22 protein-coding genes and 2 pseudogenes are annotated in these 19,715 nt (G+C 58.7%); 16 read left to right on the forward strand and 8 right to left on the reverse strand.

What is annotated here, in order from left to right; all coding sequences use genetic code 11:
- Window positions 1–10: 10 nt before the first annotated feature.
- Window positions 11–556 carry an RNA polymerase sigma factor gene (locus DXT96_RS19085; RefSeq protein WP_153516004.1) on the forward strand — a complete coding sequence of 182 codons (546 nt, stop codon included), beginning with the start codon at window positions 11–13 and terminating at the stop codon, window positions 554–556.
- A 122-nt stretch (window positions 557–678) separates the two neighbouring features.
- Window positions 679–1,629, forward strand: coding sequence for a FecR family protein (locus tag DXT96_RS19090; protein WP_153515974.1), 951 nt, complete (start codon window positions 679–681; stop codon window positions 1,627–1,629).
- On the opposite strand, the gene DXT96_RS19095 is transcribed toward DXT96_RS19090, so the two are convergent.
- From DXT96_RS19095 to DXT96_RS19110, 4 genes are read right to left on the reverse strand one after another with little or no spacing between them, the layout of a single operon-like run.
- On the reverse strand, window positions 1,600–1,830 hold the full coding sequence (locus DXT96_RS19095) for an SDR family NAD(P)-dependent oxidoreductase (protein ID WP_371418923.1): 231 nt from the start codon (window positions 1,828–1,830) through the stop codon (window positions 1,600–1,602). The two genes, DXT96_RS19090 and DXT96_RS19095, sit on opposite strands and share 30 nt — an antisense overlap.
- Window positions 1,831–1,860: 30 nt before the next feature.
- Window positions 1,861–2,718: an aldo/keto reductase gene (locus tag DXT96_RS19100; protein WP_153515975.1), complete on the reverse strand. Its 858-nt coding sequence runs from the start codon at window positions 2,716–2,718 to the stop codon at window positions 1,861–1,863.
- Between the two features lie 47 nt (window positions 2,719–2,765).
- On the reverse strand, window positions 2,766–3,749 hold the full coding sequence (locus tag DXT96_RS19105) for an aldo/keto reductase (RefSeq protein WP_153515976.1): 984 nt from the start codon (window positions 3,747–3,749) through the stop codon (window positions 2,766–2,768).
- Window positions 3,750–3,764: 15 nt separating this feature from the next.
- Entirely contained in the window at window positions 3,765–5,231 is a 1,467-nt protein-coding gene (locus DXT96_RS19110) for an MFS transporter (RefSeq protein WP_371418924.1), read from the reverse strand.
- Window positions 5,232–5,338: 107 nt separating this feature from the next.
- On the opposite strand from DXT96_RS19110, the gene DXT96_RS19115 reads away from it, so the two are divergent.
- The 9 genes from DXT96_RS19115 to gstA all read left to right on the forward strand — a co-directional run bounded on the left by DXT96_RS19115 (window position 5,339) and on the right by gstA (window position 11,623).
- A complete protein-coding gene (locus tag DXT96_RS19115) occupies window positions 5,339–6,232 on the forward strand; it encodes a LysR family transcriptional regulator (protein ID WP_153515977.1) in 894 nt (297 codons plus the stop codon).
- 120 nt (window positions 6,233–6,352) lie between these two features.
- On the forward strand, window positions 6,353–7,438 hold the full coding sequence (locus DXT96_RS19120; protein ID WP_153515978.1) for an alpha/beta fold hydrolase: 1,086 nt from the start codon (window positions 6,353–6,355) through the stop codon (window positions 7,436–7,438).
- Between the two features lie 35 nt (window positions 7,439–7,473).
- Window positions 7,474–8,577: an alpha/beta hydrolase gene (locus tag DXT96_RS19125; protein ID WP_153515979.1), complete on the forward strand. Its 1,104-nt coding sequence runs from the start codon at window positions 7,474–7,476 to the stop codon at window positions 8,575–8,577.
- A gap of 140 nt (window positions 8,578–8,717) precedes the next feature.
- Window positions 8,718–9,059, forward strand: a complete 342-nt coding sequence (locus DXT96_RS19130; RefSeq protein ID WP_153515980.1) for a carboxymuconolactone decarboxylase family protein — start codon at window positions 8,718–8,720, stop codon at window positions 9,057–9,059.
- A 41-nt stretch (window positions 9,060–9,100) separates the two neighbouring features.
- Window positions 9,101–9,571, forward strand: coding sequence for a cupin domain-containing protein (locus tag DXT96_RS19135; RefSeq protein WP_153515981.1), 471 nt, complete (start codon window positions 9,101–9,103; stop codon window positions 9,569–9,571).
- Between the two features lie 31 nt (window positions 9,572–9,602).
- Window positions 9,603–10,076, forward strand: coding sequence for a cytochrome P460 family protein (locus tag DXT96_RS19140; protein ID WP_153516007.1), 474 nt, complete (start codon window positions 9,603–9,605; stop codon window positions 10,074–10,076).
- Window positions 10,073–10,756, forward strand: coding sequence for a DUF4405 domain-containing protein (locus DXT96_RS19145; RefSeq protein ID WP_153515982.1), 684 nt, complete (start codon window positions 10,073–10,075; stop codon window positions 10,754–10,756). Before DXT96_RS19140 ends, DXT96_RS19145 begins: the two co-directional genes overlap by 4 nt.
- Window positions 10,746–10,904: a hypothetical protein gene (locus tag DXT96_RS19150; RefSeq protein ID WP_153515983.1), complete on the forward strand. Its 159-nt coding sequence runs from the start codon at window positions 10,746–10,748 to the stop codon at window positions 10,902–10,904. The genes DXT96_RS19145 and DXT96_RS19150 overlap by 11 nt, the downstream gene beginning before the upstream one ends.
- 101 nt (window positions 10,905–11,005) lie before the next feature.
- A complete protein-coding gene (gstA, locus tag DXT96_RS19155; protein WP_153515984.1) occupies window positions 11,006–11,623 on the forward strand; it encodes a glutathione transferase GstA in 618 nt (205 codons plus the stop codon).
- Window positions 11,624–11,649: 26 nt separating this feature from the next.
- Here gstA and DXT96_RS19160 read toward each other — a convergent pair whose 3' ends face one another.
- Complete coding sequence (locus tag DXT96_RS19160) at window positions 11,650–12,597, reverse strand: LysR family transcriptional regulator (RefSeq protein WP_371418925.1); 948 nt, start codon at window positions 12,595–12,597, stop codon at window positions 11,650–11,652.
- A 318-nt stretch (window positions 12,598–12,915) separates the two neighbouring features.
- Between DXT96_RS19160 and DXT96_RS19165 the strand changes: the two genes are divergently transcribed.
- The 3 genes from DXT96_RS19165 to DXT96_RS19175 all read left to right on the forward strand — a co-directional run bounded on the left by DXT96_RS19165 (window position 12,916) and on the right by DXT96_RS19175 (window position 15,890).
- On the forward strand, window positions 12,916–13,233 hold the full coding sequence (locus DXT96_RS19165; RefSeq protein WP_149900681.1) for a multidrug efflux SMR transporter: 318 nt from the start codon (window positions 12,916–12,918) through the stop codon (window positions 13,231–13,233).
- Window positions 13,234–13,267: 34 nt separating this feature from the next.
- Window positions 13,268–14,263 carry a pyruvate dehydrogenase (acetyl-transferring) E1 component subunit alpha gene (gene pdhA, locus DXT96_RS19170; protein WP_149900680.1) on the forward strand — a complete coding sequence of 332 codons (996 nt, stop codon included), beginning with the start codon at window positions 13,268–13,270 and terminating at the stop codon, window positions 14,261–14,263.
- Between the two features lie 85 nt (window positions 14,264–14,348).
- Complete coding sequence (locus DXT96_RS19175; RefSeq protein WP_153515985.1) at window positions 14,349–15,890, forward strand: amino acid adenylation domain-containing protein; 1,542 nt, start codon at window positions 14,349–14,351, stop codon at window positions 15,888–15,890.
- 219 nt (window positions 15,891–16,109) lie between these two features.
- On the opposite strand, the pseudogene DXT96_RS19180 reads toward DXT96_RS19175, so the two are convergent.
- Together DXT96_RS19180 and DXT96_RS19185 are read right to left on the reverse strand one after the other, a co-directional pair.
- A pseudogene (locus tag DXT96_RS19180) lies at window positions 16,110–16,301 on the reverse strand (transposase); the annotation flags it as partial.
- Between the two features lie 7 nt (window positions 16,302–16,308).
- Window positions 16,309–17,490 (reverse strand): glucoamylase family protein, encoded by a 1,182-nt coding sequence (locus DXT96_RS19185; RefSeq protein WP_153516009.1) that lies wholly within the window; start codon window positions 17,488–17,490, stop codon window positions 16,309–16,311.
- A 357-nt stretch (window positions 17,491–17,847) separates the two neighbouring features.
- Between DXT96_RS19185 and DXT96_RS19190 the strand changes: the two genes are divergently transcribed.
- Window positions 17,848–18,657, forward strand: coding sequence for a cyclase family protein (locus DXT96_RS19190; RefSeq protein ID WP_153515986.1), 810 nt, complete (start codon window positions 17,848–17,850; stop codon window positions 18,655–18,657).
- Between the two features lie 539 nt (window positions 18,658–19,196).
- Entirely contained in the window at window positions 19,197–19,430 is a 234-nt protein-coding gene (locus tag DXT96_RS19195; protein ID WP_153515987.1) for a BrnA antitoxin family protein, read from the forward strand.
- A gap of 30 nt (window positions 19,431–19,460) precedes the next feature.
- On the opposite strand, the pseudogene DXT96_RS19200 reads toward DXT96_RS19195, so the two are convergent.
- A pseudogene (locus DXT96_RS19200) lies at window positions 19,461–19,715 on the reverse strand (hypothetical protein); the annotation flags it as partial.

A 19,715-nucleotide genomic window follows, 5' to 3' on the forward strand; every position in this document is an offset into this window, starting at 1 on the left:
CTGTTTGCCAATGTCGAGCTCTTCGCCCTCACCCCTTGTCTGGGACAGTGTTGACAGCAACGATTTGCTGAACCGGGCTATGGAAGCTTACTATGCCGACATTACGAACGCTGTTCGCAGACGCGGCCATCCATCATCCACTGCCCGGGATGTGGTGCACGATCTCTATGTGAAACTTGCCGCCAAGCCAGACCTGCTGCAACAAACACGCTCGATCAAATCCTTTCTTTGCCGGGCAGCTATCAATCTCGGCATTGACCGCCAGCGTCGCGAGACGAAAGAAGCCCGGCTGTTCTCCGGTTCGGAGCGTGAAGCCCTTTCGGTCGCGAGCAGTGGTCCCGCGCCTGATCAGTCGCTGGAAATCGAGGCGCGGCTTGCCACGCTCCGCGAGGCAATCGCCGAACTGCCGGAACGGCGACGCCTCGTTTTCATCCTGCACCGGCTCCATCATCTGACACCCGACCAGATCTCCGTCAGGCTCAACATTTCCAAAAACATGGTGGACCGACATTTGCGCCGCGCCTTCGCCCACTGCCTTGATCGTCTTCTCCAGTAAAACAAGAGATTCTCGCGTTCCGTGCGGAAAACCACTACGGATTATTGCCTGAATTGATCTAAGAGATCCCCCAATGGCGACGTCGAACGTCTAGAGGTCGAGGTTTAAAGCTGGAGATGCCTATGCCGGCCAAAGGAGCGACGAAAGTTCAAAAAAAACGCAACCGTGAAGCGGCCGACTGGATCCTGCGCAATAGCGATGCCAACCAGTCGCCAACCGACAAGGCGCGCTTCAAGGACTGGCTTGATCGCGACCCGGAAAATTGTCGGACTTACAGCGCTGCTGAACGCCTGATGGGTGATGCCCGCCGGGCAATACAGTCGGATTCTGCGCTCGCCAACATCAAGGTGAAGCCCCGCAGTGCGGGAAAACCGGTCATCGCAGCGCTCTTGGCCATAGGCCTCGCGACGGGCGGCTTTTTCGCGTTCGATGGACCGATGCGCCTGGAAGCGGACATTATTGCCGGCACAGACGAAATGCCTGTCATCACGCTCGAAGACGGGTCTGAGGTTCAGCTTAATGCCTCCTCAACGATCGCGTTGGATTATACCAGGACCCGCCGTACCGTCCGCCTTCTTCAAGGCCAGGCCTTTTTTCGGGTCGCCCATGCTGTCGAAAGACCCTTTACAGTTGTTGCGGGGATGGCGACGGTTACTGCGCTCGGGACCGCTTTCGATGTCCGCTACGGCAACAACGACACCGAGGTGACCGTCACGGAAAATGCGGTCCAGATCGAAATCGACGGAGATGACGCCGTCCGCGTCGGCCAGGGCGAGCAAGCGACTTTCGACCACGCGAAAAAGAAGATGGCCATTTTACCGGTGGACAGCCTTGCTGCACTCGCCTGGAGGCGCGGCCAGATAGTACTCGACAATGCTCCACTTTCCTACATCGTGGAGGAGATGAACCGGCACTTCTACGGTCGAATCGTCGTTGCCGACTCGGCCCTGGCTAATCGCCGCGTCAGCGGCACAATGAAGATTGCGGATACCAATGATGCGCTCGCTTTCGTAACGGAGGCTCTTCACGTGAAATCGACGCGCCTAGGCCCTCTCATCGTCATTAGACAGTAAAAACACTAGTCTCGCCGTACTGACGTTCGATATTCGGATCGATCTGGCTCGGTGCTGCAGCTGCCCTATGGTCAGAAAGCCGCCCGGCTCGATCAATCTAACCTCGATCCCGAAAGCCGCCACTTCCTGATCAAGGCAATCTGTAAAACCTTTCAGAGCCCATTTTGCGGCATGATATGCTCCCAGATTGGGGAAAGCCACAACGACGCGCCGTCATCATACGGCATTGGCTCAAAGCTTACGTGTGCCAAGCCACTTCACCTTTTCCGGATCGCGATGGTCGAAGAAGCTGCTGGCCTTCTGGTCAAGCGAGGAGATGGCTGCGACGTCGTTCTGGTCGAGCTCGAAATCGAAGACCTGGAAGTTCTCAGCCATGCGCTCCTTGCGCACCGACTTCGGGATCGCGACGATCTCGCGCTGGATCAGCCAGCGGAGGACAACCTGTGCGGTGCTCTTGCCATACTTCTGGCCGATCGACTGCAACAGTTCGTTCGTGAACAGCCCGTTCTTTCCTTCCGCAAAAGGTCCCCAGGCTTCCGGTTGAACCTTGTATTCCCGGAGGACTGCTTGAGCGTCGTCCTGTTGGTGGAATGGGTGGATTTCGATCTGATTGACCGCGGGCACGATTTCGTTGTGAAGTGCAAAGTCCACCAGTCGATCGGGATAGAAGTTGCTGACGCCGATGGCGCGAATGCGACCGGCCTTGTGCAGCTCCTCCATCGCACGCCACGCGCCATAGACATCGCCATAGGGCTGATGAATGAGCCAGAGGTCGAGATAGTCGAGCTGGAGCTTGTTCAGCGAGCGTTCGAAGGCGGCCTTGGCACCTTCATAGGACGCATCTTCGATCCACAGCTTGGTCGTGACAAACAGCTCGCTTCGATCGATGCCGTGACTGCGGATCGCGTTGCCCACCGCCTCTTCATTGCCATATGACGTCGCGGTGTCGAGGAGACGGTAGCCGACATCGATCGCGTCACGCACGCTGCGTTCGCACTCTGCTGGATCGGGCACCTGAAAGACACCAAAGCCGAGGATTGGCATCTCGACGCCGTTGTTCAAGGTCACTGTGGGTATTGAGCTGGTCATGTTGATTTCCTTCGATAGTTACGGGAGCACAAAGCCCAAAAATGTCGTTACTTGCCCACTCGGGCTTGAAGATGCGCGGGATACCGGTCGCCGACAATCTCGATTTTCGCGAGTGCGTCCGAGATGGCTGCGACGTCCTTGACCGACAGCTCCACAGTCGACGCACCGAGATTTTCCTCAAGGCGATGGAGCTTCGTCGTGCCGGGGATAGGCACGATCCAAGGCTTCTGAGCGAGCAACCACGCGAGCGCGATCTGCGCAGGGGTTACGCCTTTGCTCTCCGCGATATGGGTGAGTGCGGAGACGAGCGCCTTGTTGGCTTTCAGGTTTTCCGCCTGGAAACGCGGAACGACGCTGCGGAAGTCCCCCGGTCCGAACGTCGCCGTCTCGTCGATCTTACCTGTCAGAAAACCTTTGCCCAACGGGCTGAACGGAACGAAGCCGATCCCCAGCTCCTCGAGAGTTGGAATGATTTCCTTTTCAGGTTCGCGCCAGAACAACGAGTATTCGCTCTGGAGCGCTGTGACGGGCTGGACTTCGTGGGCCTTGCGGATCGTCTGCGCTCCCGCTTCGGAGAGACCAAAGTGTTTAACCTTGCCCTCCGCAATCAGGTCCTTGACCGTCCCAGCGACGTCTTCGATTGGAACGTTCGGATCAACGCGATGCTGGTAGAGCAGATCGATCACATCCGTGCGCAGTCGCTTCAAAGATGCGTCGACCGATTGGCGGATGTAGTCCGGACGGCTGTTCAAGTGCTGACCGCCGTCCGGGCTTGGAAGCTCGAAACCAAACTTGGTAGCGATGACGACGCCGTTGCGGATCGGCTGAAGCGCCTCGCCGACCACGTCCTCATTGGTGAACGGTCCGTAGACCTGTGCTGTGTCGAAGAAGGTGACACCGCGATCGTGGGCCGCGCGAATAAGTGTGACAGCATCCTTGGTTGCGGTTGCAGCACCGTATCCGTGGCTCAGGCCCATGCAGCCGAGGCCGAGAGCAGAGACTTTTAGATTGCCGATTTTACGTGTTTGCATGTCTGTCTTCCTTGATTACGCCGCGCTTTCCACAAGCGCGGCCTCTTCCTGGTTTTCTTTTGTCCGCCAGGCGGCGGGAACGATGGTCACGGCGGCGATTATCAGGGCAAGCACAAGCATGGCTGTTCCTGCGTCGAACGCATGCGAGACCCGGAATGCCGTAAGGTCGGCTCCTGCCAGGCCCGCCGATCCAAGAGCGGCGACTGCGATCAGAATGCCGAGGCCGACCGAGCTCCCCATCTGATGGGCCACGTTGACCGCACCTGATGCAGCGCCTGCGTCTTCCTTGGAAATCCGCGCGACGCCCGACGACGTAAGGGGGCTCAGGGTCAGTCCCTGGCTGATCCCGATCAACACCATGGGTAACGCCACCGCGGTCCAATAGTTCGAGCCGATGCCTGCGCGACTCAACCAGCCCATCGCGATTATACCAGTGGCCATGCCTGCGATGAGAACGGCGTTGCGCCCGAAACGAGCGATAAGTCTTGGGACAAGTATCGCGAAGGGAACATGCAGCATGGTCGCGGGAACGAAGGCGAGGCCTGTGACGGCCGGGCGGAAGCCCGCGACGTCCTGAAGAAAGAGCGTGGTGAAGAAGAAGAAGCCGACCATGGCACCAAGATAGAGAACCCTCGCGGCGTAAGCTCCGGATCGCTCTATGTCCGAGAACAGTCGAAGGGGAAGAATCGGCTGTGCCGCGCGACGCTCGATCTGGATGAAGGCTGCGAGCAGGCAAACGGAGGACGCCAAGGTGGCGAGCGTCATTCCGTCCCATCCCGATTGCGCCGAGCGGATGAAGCCGTACACCAGCGCTCCCATGCCCAAGGTGGAGGTGATCGCGCCTGGAATATCTAGCGCACCCGGTTGCTTGGAGGACTCTGGAACGTAGACCCGAGCGGCGAGGATCATCGCGATGCCGATCGGCAGATTGATGAAGAAGCCGACACGCCACGACAGCCAATCCGCCAGAAGACCGCCGACAATCAGTCCGACGGTCGCGGATACTCCCGCGGCAGCGCTGTAGAGCGACACCGCCCGGACACGCTCGTCGCCCTCGTCGAAGTTTGTCTGGAGAAGAGCAAGTGTTGATGGAGCCAGGATTGCGGACCCCAACCCCTGAATGGCGCGCCAGGACAGCATCCACGTCGACGAGTGCGAGGCACCGATCGCCATCGAGGCGATCGTAAAGATCGCCATTCCCATAATGAACATCCGTTGTCGGCCGAGGATGTCGCCGGCGCGGGCTCCCAGAAGGAGGAACCCGCCGAATGTCAGCGTGTAGGCACTCTGTACCCACGCCAGGCCAGCGTCGGTGAAGCGCAGTTCCTGATGTATCTTGGGCAGCCCGGTCAAGATGACGGAGATGTCGAGCACGATCATCACGTAGCTGATCAGGATGATCGCCAGAATGGCGGATTTGTTCGGCAATGGTCTCGTTGGATTGCTGCTCGACATCATGTCTTCCATTTTCTGGTCGGCCACGTCGTCCTCCACGACCAGGCGTCTGTTTTGATGAATGCAAGATATGCCTTGCCGACCATTTAGATTAGAGGCACTAATCGGGATGTAGCTATAAGGATGTCTAATGAATGCCGCAGGAGAACTTCAACGATCTGGTCGCCTTCGTCATGGTGGCGCGCGAGGAGAGCTTTACAAAGGCCGCCGTCAAACTGGGCGTCTCGCAATCGGCGCTCAGCCAGACCGTTCGCGGACTTGAAGAGAGGCTGGGGCTTCGTCTGCTGACCAGAACGACGCGCCGCGTATCTCCGACGGTGGCTGGCGAGCGGCTTCTTCAGCTCGCCGCTCCGAGATTCGAGGAGATACAGGCGGAACTCGCGGCGCTCACCGAGATGCGGGATAAGCCGGCGGGGACCATAAGGATCACGGCAGGCGAACATGCCGCGATCTCGGTCCTCGCTCCGGCGCTCGACAAGTTCTTACCCGACAATCCTGATGTGAAGGTCGAGATCACCGTCGATTACGGGCTCACCGATATCGTAGCGGAGCGCTACGACGCCGGGGTGCGGCTGGGTGAGCAGGTCGCCAAGGACATGATCGCGGTGAAGATCGGTCCTGACATGTCCATGGCTGTCGTCGGTGCCCCGTCGTATTTCCGCCAGAACCCGTGGCCGGAAACGCCTCAGGACCTGACGGGGCACAACTGCATCCAGATCAGAATGCCGACCCACGGGAATATCCTTGCCTGGGAATTCGAGAAGGAAGGCCACGAGCTGAAGGTGAAGGTGGAGGGACAACTGGTCTTCAATAACATCGCAATGCGGCTCGACGCCGTCAAACGGGGGCTCGGACTTGCTTATATGCCGGAAGACCAGGTCGCGCAGCAGATAGCGAGCGGCGAATTGGTGCGCGTGTTGGAAGACTGGTGTGCTCCATTTCCAGGATATCACCTCTACTACCCTAACCGCAGGCATACATCTCCGGCGTTCGCGCTGATGATCAACGCACTGCGCTACCGCCAGTAACGAATTAATCAACCGTTTGTGATTGATAAGTCAGGCTAATGGCCTCAATCAGAAATAGCTATCTAATCATCTGGGTGATGCTCAAGTAGCGTTCCTCCAACTTAATGTTGTGAGATCGCTATGCCCCAGACATTCGCCAAGACCCTCGCTGTCCTACTGTTCTCGAGCGCGCTGCTGACATCCGGTGTCACCAGCGCTCAGTCTCCGGAAAAGCCTCAGCCCCTCGTCATTCAGGATCAGGGCAGCTTTGCCGTTGGCGGTACCGTCTCGAAGACGGCAGGAACGTACAACAACAATGCTCCAACACCAGAAGGCCAGTCGCTTCACGGCGATCATGCCTACGTCTTCTATCAGGTGCCGCAGAACCCGAAGCCATTGCCGATTATCATGCTGCATGGAGCGTTCCAATCCGCCCGTAGCTGGGAGACCACCCCCGACGGTCGCGAGGGCTTCCAGAACATCTTCCTTCGCAAAGGGTTCTCCACCTATCTTGTCGATCAGCCGCGCCGTGGCCGCGCGGGCAATAGCACCGTGGCTGCTACAATTGAACCGACGCCCTACGATCAGCTTTTCTTCGACCAGTTCCGTCTTGGAAAATGGCCTGACTATTTCCAGAATGTTCAGTTCGACCGCAGTCCAGCAGCACTCGACCAATTCTTCCGCTCCGTAACCCCGAACACCGGTCCATACGACGTCAAGGTGATCTCAGACGCGATGTCGGCCCTGTTCCAGAAGACAGGACCCGGCATTCTGTTTACCCACTCACAGGCGGGAGGCCCAGGCTGGATGACAGCGATCAAGAGCTCGAACGTCAAGGGCATCGTAGCGCTTGAACCTGGCAGTGGCTTCATCTTCCCGCAGGGCGAGGTGCCCGCCGACATGCCAAGCGCCGCTGGCACGCTGAAGGGCGAGGCAGTTCCGCTCGCCGACTTCGAGAAGCTGACCAAGCTGACCATCATCATCTATTACGGCGACAACTTCCCGGTCGAGCCGACAAGTGAGAGAGGTCAGGATAACTGGCGCGTTCGTCTCGCTATGGCCAAGCTCTGGGTCGAGACCGTGAACAGGCACGGCGGTGATGCGACCCTGGTCCATCTGCCGGAAATCGGCATCAAGGGCGGCACACACTTCCTGATGTCGGACCTGAACAACGTCGAGATCGCCGACCAGATATCCAAATTCCTCACCGACAAGAAGCTCGATTGAACCATCGGCGCTAGCCCTGAAAAAGGAGCCAGACGATGACTGACGAAATCATCAATAAGAGAAGACGCGAGTTCCTCGGAGCCTCCGCGCTCATCGTTACCGGTGCAATCCTGGGAGTGCCAACAATGCCGACCAATGCCATGGCTCTTGACTACAAGCAGAACCCGTTCACTCTCGTCTATGACGGTGCGATTACCCGAAACGAGCCCGGCAAGGTCAACATCCATCCGGTCAAGTACAAGCTGAACGGCCTCGACATCGTCGCCAACGTCTACACGCCGCCCGATTACGATCCTGCGCAAAAGTACCCCACGATCGTTCTTGCCCACCCGAACGGCGGTGTGAAGGAACAGACCACGGGTCTTTACGCGCAGCGGCTTGCGGAGCGCGGGTTCATCACCATCACGGCCGACGCCGCGTATCAGGGCGGAAGCGGCGGCACGCCGCGCAGCACCGACAAGCCCCAGCACCGCATCGAAGACATCCATGGAATGGCTGACTTCATCAGCACCTTCCCCGGTGTCGATATGACGCGTCTTGGCCTGTTTGGCATCTGTGGCGGCGGGGGGTACTCCCTGGCCGCAGCCAAGACCGACAAGCGTTTCAAGGCGGTGGCGACGCTCAGCATGTTCAATTCAGGGCGGGTCCGTCGCAACGGATTCCAGGATAGTCAGATGGACACGATCCAGAGTCGCCTTCAGCAGGCCTCAGCGGCCCGAGCTCAGGAAGCGGCTGGCGGCGAAATCCTCTACTCCGGCGACGCCGATATGACGGACGCCCAGATCGCCGCATTGCCGTTCGATCTCTATCGGCAGGGATACGAATACTATTGGCGCACCAACGCCCACCCCGGTTCGACCTTCAGATACACGACCAGCAGCCTGATGGATCTGATGCGCTGGGACGCGGTCGACGAGATCGCGCTCATCGACGTACCCCTTCTGATGATTGCCGGCAGTGCCGCCGACACGCTGTACATGACGGAGGAAGCGTTCCCGAAGGCCACCGGCACAGCGGATAAGGAGCTCTTCAAGATCGAGGGCGCCAAGCACATCGAGACCTACTGGGTACCCGAATACGTCGAGGCCGCTCTGTCCAGGCTAAAGCCTTTCTTCGATCGCCACCTCGCTTCGACGTGATGACGGGACCGATGGGCACCTCATTCACCCCCTTACGAATAAACCCCACAGTCTCAGGACGAAAGGACTTGGACGTGAAGAAACTAATCACAGGAATTCTTGCCGCAGGAATCGTCTGCGGAACAGGAGTGGAGGCCGGTATGGCACAGCAACCAGCATCTAATCTTGATTCCGCACGGTCGCGCACCCAGCAATTGATGGGAGACATCGCTCCGAAGCTGGCGGAACTGACGGATGATGTCCTTTACGCCGACGTCTGGGAGCGGCCGCAGCTCTCCCAGCGCGACCGAAGCCTCGTGACAGTCACTGCCTTGATTGCCCTCAACCGTCCAGACCAGCTTCGCTCGCATCTCGTTCGCGCCAAGGCGAACGGTCTGACGGAGGAGCAGCTCGTCGAAACAATCACCCACATGGCGTTCTATTCCGGTTGGCCGAGCGCGGTTTCGGCCGTGGCGATCGCGAAGGAAGTGTTTGCCGAGTAGTACGAACAGCTTGACTAAAACTCCTCGATCACAGGTGACCGATGAACATGAAAACCGTAATGACCGTTGCTCTCTCCCTTGGAGCGTCCGCCGCGTTTGCACAACCTGACAAGCCCGTATCGATCACCAGGGCAGGAACGCATCCCTCGACGGTTGGCCCGTCAAGCAACTTCACCGGGGCCGTTCGCGTCGATTCCCGTTTTTCGGCAACTGCACCGGCGACCGTCGGCGGCGGGACGGTAACCTTCGAACCCGGCGCACGGACCGCGTGGCACACCCATCCGCTGGGTCAAATGCTGATCATCACGGCTGGCGTCGGCCTCGTCCAGCACTGGCAGGGCGAAATCCAGGAACTCCGGCCGGGCGACATCGCATGGATACCGCCAGGCGTGAAGCACTGGCACGGAGCGACCGAGACGACCGGCATGTCCCACATCGCCATTTCCGAAACGCTGGATGGCAAGTCGGTCAATTGGATGGAGCACGTCTCCGATGAGCAATACACGCGGTGACGTCGGATCACGCGCACATTACGAGGTGCCCATGCGAAGTTTGATTGGTGGTGTAGGCGGGGCGGTTCTCTCCGGGCTGGCTGTCATCCTGGTGGGGATGCAGGTGCAGGCCGAGCCGTCACGCGCAACGATGCCCGACATCGACAAACTCATCCACTACACGACAGTGACGCGCGGCGAAGTTACCGAGCACATCATGACGACACGCGAGGCGATCGAAGCCGTGAAGCGCGGCGAGCCGATCCCCAACGGCACCCACGTGGCCCTCGTCGACTACCGTGACGGAAAGGTGTTCCGGACCTTCATCATGGAAAAGGGCGAGAACTGGGGTCAGGACTATCCGGAGAACCGACGGACCGCCGATTGGCAATTCCAGTGGTTCAAGCCGGATGGTACCATCAACGAGGCCGAGAACACGGCGCGCTGTCAGAGCTGTCACATGTCCCGCGCGGACCGGGACTTCCTCTACACGTTCAACGAGATGCGGCGGTTCGAATTCAAATGACTGTGTTTCGCGCTCGTCTCGTGCTGGATTTCCTGGCCATCGCGCTGATCATCGCCTGCCTTGCATATTGGTGGCTGGACAATCTGTCTCACGAACTGTTCGGCACGGCTCTCTTCACGCTGGTCATCGTGCACAACGTCTTCAATAGGCTGTGGTACCCGAGGGTCAGGAACGGTGGGCGCGACGCCGTTCGGATATTCAACATCGTCACGATCGTCTGTCTGGCAGTAGCTATGCTTATTATGCTGGGCACCAGTCTGCTCATCTCGCGCGACCTCTTCTGGTTTACGTCGATCGACGGCGGGTTCACAGTTCGCGAGCTTCACATGTTCGCCGGTTACTGGACCCTGCTGATCGTCGCCGTCCATTTGGGAACACGCTGGACCGTCGTGATGAACACCATCCGATCGACGCTGGGGCTGACATCGACGAACGCCGTTCGCACCCTGGTTCTACGGATCATCGCCTTCACCACTGCGGTTTGGGGTGTGAAGAGTTCTTTCGACATGACGTTCGGTTCGAAGCTCATGCTCAGCTATTCGCTCGACATGTGGGACTTCAACGAGAGCAGCCTGGGATTCTTTCTTAACTACCTGGCAATCGTCGGCCTCTATGCCGTCGTGACCCACTATGTCCTCGCGTTCATCAAAACGAGCGCCTCCAAAAGACTTGCAGCCTGATAGGAGCAAGCCGCGTTCGCTTCTCGATCTCTTCCTGAGCGGCACGCACCGCGGGCGGCTGCTCGGCCTGATGACGGAGCAGGAAGCACATGCGCGGGCGCCCGAGACCGTCGAGCAGGCCGTTGCCATCGTCTTTTGCGAGACGTAACCCTTTTGCCGAACGACAATCGAGGCTTGCCAGCATCCAACAACCCGTTCTTCCGATCATCGCCTATCATTGCGGTGCCGGAAACAAACGGGAGAACAGGAATGAAGCTCTATTACGCGCCGGGAGTCTGCTCAATGGCTGCCCATATCGTCGCCGCCGAGGCCGAAATTTCACTGACTTTGACGAGGGTGGACATTCGCAGCGAGCCGCACCGGATTGAGGACGGCCGCATTCTGAATCAAGTTAACGCGAAGGGCGTGGTGCCGATATTGGAGCTCGATGATGGCCGCGTGCTGACGGAAGGCGTCGCCATCCTGCATTTCCTTGCCGATCTGAAGCCGGAGGCGATGCTGAAGCCCGCGCCTGACAGTTTCGAGCACTATCGCCTGCATGAATGGATGACCTTCGTCAGCTCCGAGTTGCACAAGACCTTCAGCCCGTGGCTGTTCCACCCGGAATATGGCGTGCAGGCCGCCGAGGTCGCAAGGGAGAGGCTGCGCGCGCGTTTCGACTTTCTGGACAAACATTTCGCCTCCGAAAGTTATCTTGTCGGAGGCCGGTTCAGCATCGCCGACGCCTATTGCTTCACTATCATGAACTGGTCGAGCGGACGCGAGCTCGATCTTGCCGCATGGGTCAACCTCTCGCATTACCTGTCGACGATCGCCCAAAGGCCGGCGGTACGCAGGACGATGGCCACCGAGGGCCTGCGCAACTAGCGCCAGCGGGTGAGCGACGGGACCTCTCAGCCCGCGGACCGAGCTGCATCATGCCTTTCTTCGTCCGGACTCGGGGCCCCGCCGCGCTTTCCCTCCAGCAGCGCGCGGCGCGCGAGAAGGCCACCGCCGACGTGATCGAAGAAAGCGCGAACGCGTGCAGTGTTGCGCAGATCCTTATGCGTGATCAGCCAGAGTTCGCGGGTGAGTTCGGGCAGTGGTTCCTGAACACGTTCGATATCGGGTTCGGGATCGCCAAGATAGCAGGGAAGCAGCGCCAGCCCCAAGCCCGCCTTCACCGCCATCAGCTGGTTGACGAGGCTGCTCGAACGATAGGCAAAGGCGCGTGGAGAGATGTTTTCGGTCAACCACATCGATGCCGCCGCAACGGCGGCGCTGTCCCACCCGACAACGACGTGGCTGGAGAGCGAGGCAATATCCGCGGGACGCCCTCGCTCGGCAAGGTAAGTGCTCCTCCCGTAAAAGGTCCAGGGTGTCGATGCGATCTTGCGGCCGAACAGTTCGCCTTCATGCGGGCGCGTCGCCCGAATGGCGACGTCGGCCTCCCGACGCAACAGATCGAGCTGCCTGTTGTCGACCAGCAATTCCAGTTCAATACCATCATGCTCGCGACGAAAATCGGCGAGTACCTCGTTGAGGATACGATAGGCGAGCGTCTCCGACGAAGTAATCTTGAGTTTGCCCAGAAGCCTGTTGTCCTGGCCGGCGATGGATCGATCGAGCGTCATGATTTCTGCTTCAAGCCGCTCAGCGGCCATGATCATCTGGACGCCGGCGTCAGTGGGGACATAGCGGTTCATCGTCCGGTCGAAGAGCTTGACGCCCCTTCTTTTCTCGAGGGCGTTCAGCCAGCGGAAGATGGTCGAATGGTCGTGGCCAAGATCCCTGGCGGCGCCCACCAGCGATCCGGCACGCCCGATCGCCAGCACAATTCTGAACTCGTTCCAGTCCTTCACGTCTTTCCACCTCGCAAATATGCACAGCCTTCCGGATTGAGGAATTGCAAAACGGAAAGGCGGATTTCGCATGACAGGCCCATGACCTGCCTTCGGACAGTAACGCCATCGACCGGACGCGTCCTCTTGCAAAAATGCAAATCCGCCTTTCAGAAAGGAAAGCGCGCCGCTGCTCCGCAATTGCCCGATGGCAACGCCCGCTTGCCAAACCACAACGAGCTTTGTGGGCCGAGCATTCCTATCATCCTGCCACTGCCGGGGTGCAAGCGCCGCCGGCCGAAACGGCGGAAAACAAGACGATGAAGGAATACGGCGGGCATGGCTTGGATATTGCTGGTCATATCGGGGTTTCTCGATGTCGGCTGGGCCATCAGCGTAAAGATGGCCGCAGGCTACAGCCGTCCGGGCTGGTCCGTCCTTTCCCTGGCTCTGCTCGCCGCCTTCATTTTCTGTCTCGGCAAAGCCCTGCAGACCCTGCCGCTCGGGACAGCATACGCCGTCTGGACCGGCATCGGCGCCATCGGATCTATCGTTGTCGGCATCGTGGTCTTCCGTGAGCCGGCAACGGCGGTCCGTCTTTTCTGGCTCGCCCTCACCCTCGGCGGGATCGTCGGCCTCAAGCTTTCAAGCAGTTGAGCCCCGTGCCGTCGTTTATGTTATTTAAAAAGGAATGAAGATGCCCAAGCTTAATGCCGACCCGAACTTCGTCTTTTCCAGGCAGGAAGAGTTGAAGGCCTTCAGAGACATGCTGCTCATCCGCCGCTTCGAGGAGCGATGCGGCCAGATGTATGGCGAAGGCCTGATTGCCGGCTTCTGCCACCTCTATATCGGCCAGGAGGCCGTGGTCGTCGGAATGCAGATGACGATAGGCGAAGGCGATCAGGTAATCACCGCCTATCGCGACCACGGCCACGCGCTGATGTCGGGCATGGATCCCAAGGTGGTGCTGGCGGAACTGACCGGCCGCATGGCGGGCGCCTCTAAGGGCAAGGGCGGCTCGATGCACATCTTCGATCCCAAGAGGGGTTTTTACGGCGGGCACGGCATCGTGGGCGCACAAGCCTCGATCGGCACAGGGCTGGCATTCGCCAACAAGTATCGCGGCAATGATCGCGTCTGCCTGACCTATTTCGGCGACGGAGCCTCCAATCAGGGGCAGGTCTACGAAAGCTTCAACATAGCGAAGGTCTGGGGCCTGCCGGTGGTCTACATCATCGAAAACAATCATTACGGCATGGGCACCAGCGTCGAGCGCGCCTCGGCCAATCTCAACCTGTCGCAACGCGGCCTCTCCTTCAACATTCCCGGCGAGCAGGTGGACGCCATGGACGTGCGCGCAGTCCGCGCGGCGGGAGCGAAGGCGGTCGAACATGCGCGGGCAGGCAACGGGCCGATCATCCTGGAAATGCTGACCTATCGCTATCGCGGGCATTCGATGTCCGACCCGGCGAAGTACCGATCCCGCGAAGAGGTCGAAAAGGTCAAGAACGACAACGACCCGATCAACCGCTCGCGCACCCGCATTCTAGAGGAGGGGCATGCGACCGAAAGCGACATCAGGCTGATCGAAAAGGAGATCAAGGACATCGTCGCCGAAGCGGTCGATTTCGCCAAGACCAGCCCGATGCCGGATCCGCTGGAGCTCTATAGCGACGTCTATTCTTGACTTCGGACAGCGCGGCCACCAATCGGCATGAGAAGGGTAAAGCCATGACGTACCAGGACAGAAGCTTGACCGTGCGGAATGTGACATGACGCTCAATCAACGGCTTTTGGCGAGCGCCAGACAATTCCGCGAGCGGCCCGCAATAACGGCGGCCGGCGTTCGGGCCTCCTACGAGGAGTTGTTTTCCGCCGCCGTTGGTGTTTGCAGGCGCCTGGATGCGGAGGGCGTCAAACCCTGTCAGCTCATCGCGGTCTACGGGGAGCGATCCTTCGCGACCTACGCCTCGATTCTCGGAATCCTGCTGGCCGGCTGCGGTTATGTTCCCCTCAATGTCGCCTTCCCGGGGGCCAGAAACAGCCAGATTCTGTCATCCTCGGCAGCAGCGGCGCTTCTCGTCGACCGCAATGTCGCGGACGAGGCGATCCGCCAGATCGGCCCCGCCACTGCCGCCCTGCCCGTCCTGGACATTGATCCCCTGCCGCAACCAAATACAGGCGGATACGCATTCGATACCTTCGTTTCGCGCCGCGCCCTGACAACCGAAGCCATTGCCTATCTTCTCTTCACCTCGGGAACCACAGGCGTTCCAAAAGGCGTACCGATCAGCGTCGGCAATCTGACATCCTATATCGACGCGGTTCACCGGCTGATTCCGATCGATTGCAGCGATCGCGTCCTGCAGGCGGCCGACCTGACATTCGATCTTTCGGTGCACGACATGATGCTGTGCTGGCTGCATGGCGCCGAGCTCGTCGTCGCCCCTCAGAACGGGGCAATCCTCGCGCCACGGCTGATCAGAACCCATGAAATAACTGCTTGCCTGATCGTCCCCTCCGCGGCGGCGAAGGCGATCGAACTCGGTCTCGTTTCGCCGCATTCGATGCCATCGCTGAAATATAGTCTTTTCGCCGGCGAAGCATTGCCGGTGTCCCTCAGCAGCAAGTGGCACGCGGCAGCGCCCGGCGCAGCGCTCTACAATATGTATGGCCCGACCGAAGGCACCATCCACACCTCCCATTACCGCGTTGATCCGCAGAACTTCTATCAGGGATCGGTAACGCCCATCGGTTACCCGCTCGGCGTCCAACGGATGTCGATTAGAGATGCGGATGGTATGGAGGTGTTCGCTGGCGACACCGGCGAAATATGGCTTTCAGGTCCCCAGATGACGGAGGGGTATTGGAACGCGCCCGCGCTAACCGCAGAGAAATTCCCGTTTCGGGATGGCCAGCGTTGGTATCGAACCGGCGATCTGGGACGATGGGACCCTCAACATGGCATCATTTTCGCCGGCCGCGTTGATCGCCAGGTGAAGATACTCGGTTATCGCATCGAGCTGCAGGATGTCGAAGCCGCGTTGGCGAAGGCTGCCGGGGCGGAGCAGGTCGCAGTGATTGTCCGGCCGAAACAGGAGGGTGGTTCAGACGCGATCATCGTCGGATTTATCGCTGGCTGCCAAGGGTCCTCCGATGAGATCAAAGTCGCGCTCCGGGGCGTGCTGCCATATTACATGCTGCCGTGCGAAATCCATTTCATTGCCGATCTGCCCGTCAACGCGAATGGCAAGATCGACTACCGCGGGTTGGAAAAGCTACATGGCAGCCTTCGTGTGGCTGCGGTCCGTTGAGCATCCGCAGACCCATCCCGGCGGCTTTGGCTGTGGTGATCCGGGAGCGATCGGTTCTGCTGGTCCGCCGCGGGTGAACGATCGGGAAAAGGCCTCGGCCGCTAGTCGAATCGCGAGTTTTTGACGTTCATCTATAGCTTGGTGTCCACCTCTTTTAAGTGGACACCACATGCCAAAGCTCACTCAATTGTAGAAGGTGCGGAGAAATTCGCGCTTACGACTGACCTTCTTCGATCTTGCAGACGCCAACATCGTTTCGACGGCAACCGAAAGGGTGTCGGGGATCGAATGCTTGCGAGGACGGCCATGGTCGGAGACGGGAAAGATCATTCTGGCATCATCGGGATAAACCTTCTGATGCTTGGGGATACCGACCGCCCAGGTAAAGCCACGCTCACGTAGCCCCTTTCGGCACACATCACGACATTGCACTGCCGCGAAGTGTTGATCTGCCAGCCTCATGCGCCTTCGTCCCCTCATGAGAGCTGTCCTGATAAAAATCCAGATGCGCCAGGCCGTTTTTCACTTCCGGCGCATTCATGAACAGATCCCAGATGAGACCGGTGCGATGGTTTTCCATCATTGCGACCACCGGGCCCTGATTGATTGCAAGATGCGTTCGGGAGACCCAGCCCGTTGAAGGCTGAAAGGCATCCATCAGGCCGAAGCGGCCGATGAGCGCGCCGTCACGCCATTGCAGGAAGCGTAGCGCCGCCTGTTGTGACCGCAGCGGCATAAAAGGTATGCTGGAGAGGGCTGCCGTCGTCGCGATAATACCGTGATCGTTGGTCGGAGAGTTGACGACGTAACCCTTTGGCCCATCACAGGCGGACAGTCCCCATCCGTCTTCGATTGCGTAGCGCGTTCGGCAGTAGCGGTAATTGATCTGGCAATGCGCGTGAACCTGCTCCAGATAATCACGGCAGTAAGCATCGCCCAAGCCTTGCGGGTTGAGTGTACAAAAAGAGTAATGCGACAGAAAGAGCGGCCCTCCATATGGCTCGCCGAGCGGCAGCCGCACAGCGAGATACTTCGATTCATTCCGGATTGCGCCACGGCGCGCCCACCCGGAATGATAACACTCCGGGCTTATCGGATGCGCAACTGAACCTGCCGCCAGCACATAGCAGACCAAAGCCTCGTTCCAGCCCACAATCGGCAGATTTTTCGCCCAGGCATATCGAGGGCTCCAATGCCAGAAAAGCGGCCCTGTTTCTCCCCTGGTAAACCAGTTCCATTCGACAGCCTCGACTATTTCAGTGATAGACCGGCGCAAACCAATCTCTTCGGATGTCTCTCCGCTGAAGAACTCCCGCACGCAGATAAGCGCCTGAACGAGAAGCGCGGTTTCGACAAGATCACCGCCGTCATCGTATTTCGCAAAGGGTATTGTTTTTCCGCTCGACGTATTGACGAAGTGAGGAAAGGCGCCGTGAAAACGCTTCACTCCAGCCAGCGATTCCAGCATACGGCACGCGCGCGCAATGGCGTCCCGGTTGCTTATCCACGTACGATGAACGCCAACGATGAGCGAGAGGAAACCAAACCCGACACCCGAGATTGAGGTGATCTCATGGATCGGCGAACCGTCGGATCGCATCCGATCCCTGGGCAGCCCGCTCTCAGGATGGCTTCCGGACCAGAAATAGTCAAAGGTGGCGCGGTGCAGGCTATCAAGTTGACCGGGTAATTCGTCTGTCACTTCCAACCTCAAAAGATCCGCGGCAGTTGGGAGCAGACCCGTGCCAAGCCTTATCCGACTCGGTTACTATTTCCAAATGCGCAGGGATTCTTCGCCGGGAACGGAGGCCCACATTCGAAAACAGGCTCCGCGACGCCGATGTGGATTTAACATGTCTTTCTACCAAAGCTGAGACCTTGAGAAAGACCAATCTTGCTTCACTAGGGTTTTGCGATACCGTCATGAACAGAGGTTTCGCAACGGAGGGAAGATGGGATGTGCAATCACTGCGTGATAGAAGACGTGAAGAAGAACATGCTGTCGCGTCGTATGCTGTTTAAAGGGGCGGCCTTTGCGGGTGTGGCGATGACCGCGGGAAATCTGGCGACACCGGTCCTTGCTCAGGCGGCTCACAAAGTCGTCGATCTCACTCATGTGTACGATTCAACCTTTCCAACATTTGATGGCAAGCCCGGAATAGAATTCGAATGGGCTGCAGATATCGCCAAGGACGGATACCAACTCCATAAATTGACGGTTTTCGAGCACACTGGAACCCATATCGATGCGCCTTTCCACTTCAGCGCCGATGGCGCCAGCGTTGATCAGTTGGAACCCCAAAAACTGGTCGCGCCGCTGGTCATCATCGACATCGCCGATCGCGCCAAGGAGGATGCCAATTCGACCATTGAGGCGGCGGATATAGAACGCTGGATCAGCGCAAATGGCGATATTCCCGCAGGTGCCGTCGTGGCTTTGCGTTCTGGCTGGGCAACAAAGGTTAAAAGCCCCTCCTTCCGTAATGACGACGCTGGAAAATTCGCCTTTCCCGGCTTCGGCAAGTCGGCGACCGATTTACTGCTCGAGCGCGACACCGTTGCAATTGGCGTCGACACGCTCTCACTGGATCCGGGCAACTCTGCCGATTTCGCTGTGCATAATTCGTGGCTTCCAGCCGGCCGCTACGGTATCGAAGGTCTGAACAACCTTGAGGCGTTGCCGATCAAGGGAGCGACAATCGTCGTTGGCGCGCCAACCCACCGAGGCGGGACAGGCGGACCGGCTCGTATTCTCGCGCTTGTTTAATCGTAACTGGTCTCCTGGCGATGAACGACGACTTCCGGAAATAACGCCGCAGAAGCAGGTGCTTGCTTTTGCGGTGGGCTGCCAGTGAACTGCTCGCCAGCCATGATACTTTCCAGAACGCTTTTGAACCGTGTTTTACGACCGCCCTCGCATGCTGTCTGCACAGAACGCCGTGGCAATGATTAGTGTAAACCCTCCGGAAAATCCGTCGCGTGAAGAACTTGCCGATAACTGGCTGAACTACAGATCAAGAGGAATGTGCCTGGCGCCACTGCGTCAGCCGCGGGCTCTCTTTACGCCGCCCATACCGGTTCATCGATTCACTGAAAATCCGACAAGCGCTCAAAGCCGCGATTATGGATGACGATGTGCGATCTCTTCCGGATTGCGGGACGGCTGACCAGTTTATCAGCGGCAAGGACGCTCTTTCGGCTGCCGACTACACGCGGGTTGCGACAGCCGCTATGTTGGATATACATCCCGGAAACAAAGGCTGACCGGTGGAGCTGTTCAAGCGCACGACAAGAGAGGATATGATCATGGCTACGAAACCCCGACGACCGTCCAATCCAAAAGACGCGGCCGAGGCATTGTTCAAACCGGCAAAGAAGGTCGCAGCGCCGGTCGTTGAACGGCCTGCAATCCCCAACACCAGGGAGCTTGTGTCATTGAAGATCGACAGCGATGTCCTCGCGCATTTTCAGGCGGACGGACCCGGCTGGCAAGAGCGCATCAACGATACCTTGCGAGCCGCAATGAATGCGTCCAATTAACATGCTCTCGATGAAAATCGAACCTTCGGCCTTACCGGTTGCGAGCTGGTCGTGAACGAAATCCATCGCCCAGACATCATTCGGGCCGGCAGCCGTTTGCCGATCTTCCCGAAGCTTTGCCTTCACCCGCCGCTTGGGTGTCTTGTTGCGCAACTGCAGACCCAAGTCTCTGTAAATGCTGTAGGTTCGCTTGATGTTGGTGCCCCACCCGCAAAATAGAACCCCGCCGTCAGCCCGAACAACCATTGGATGGCATTGCCCGGCGGCAAACCGATTTCGTCCAGT

It is taken from the genome of Agrobacterium sp. ICMP 6402, from assembly GCF_009498615.1.
GTDB classification, from domain to species: domain Bacteria; phylum Pseudomonadota; class Alphaproteobacteria; order Rhizobiales; family Rhizobiaceae; genus Agrobacterium; species Agrobacterium burrii.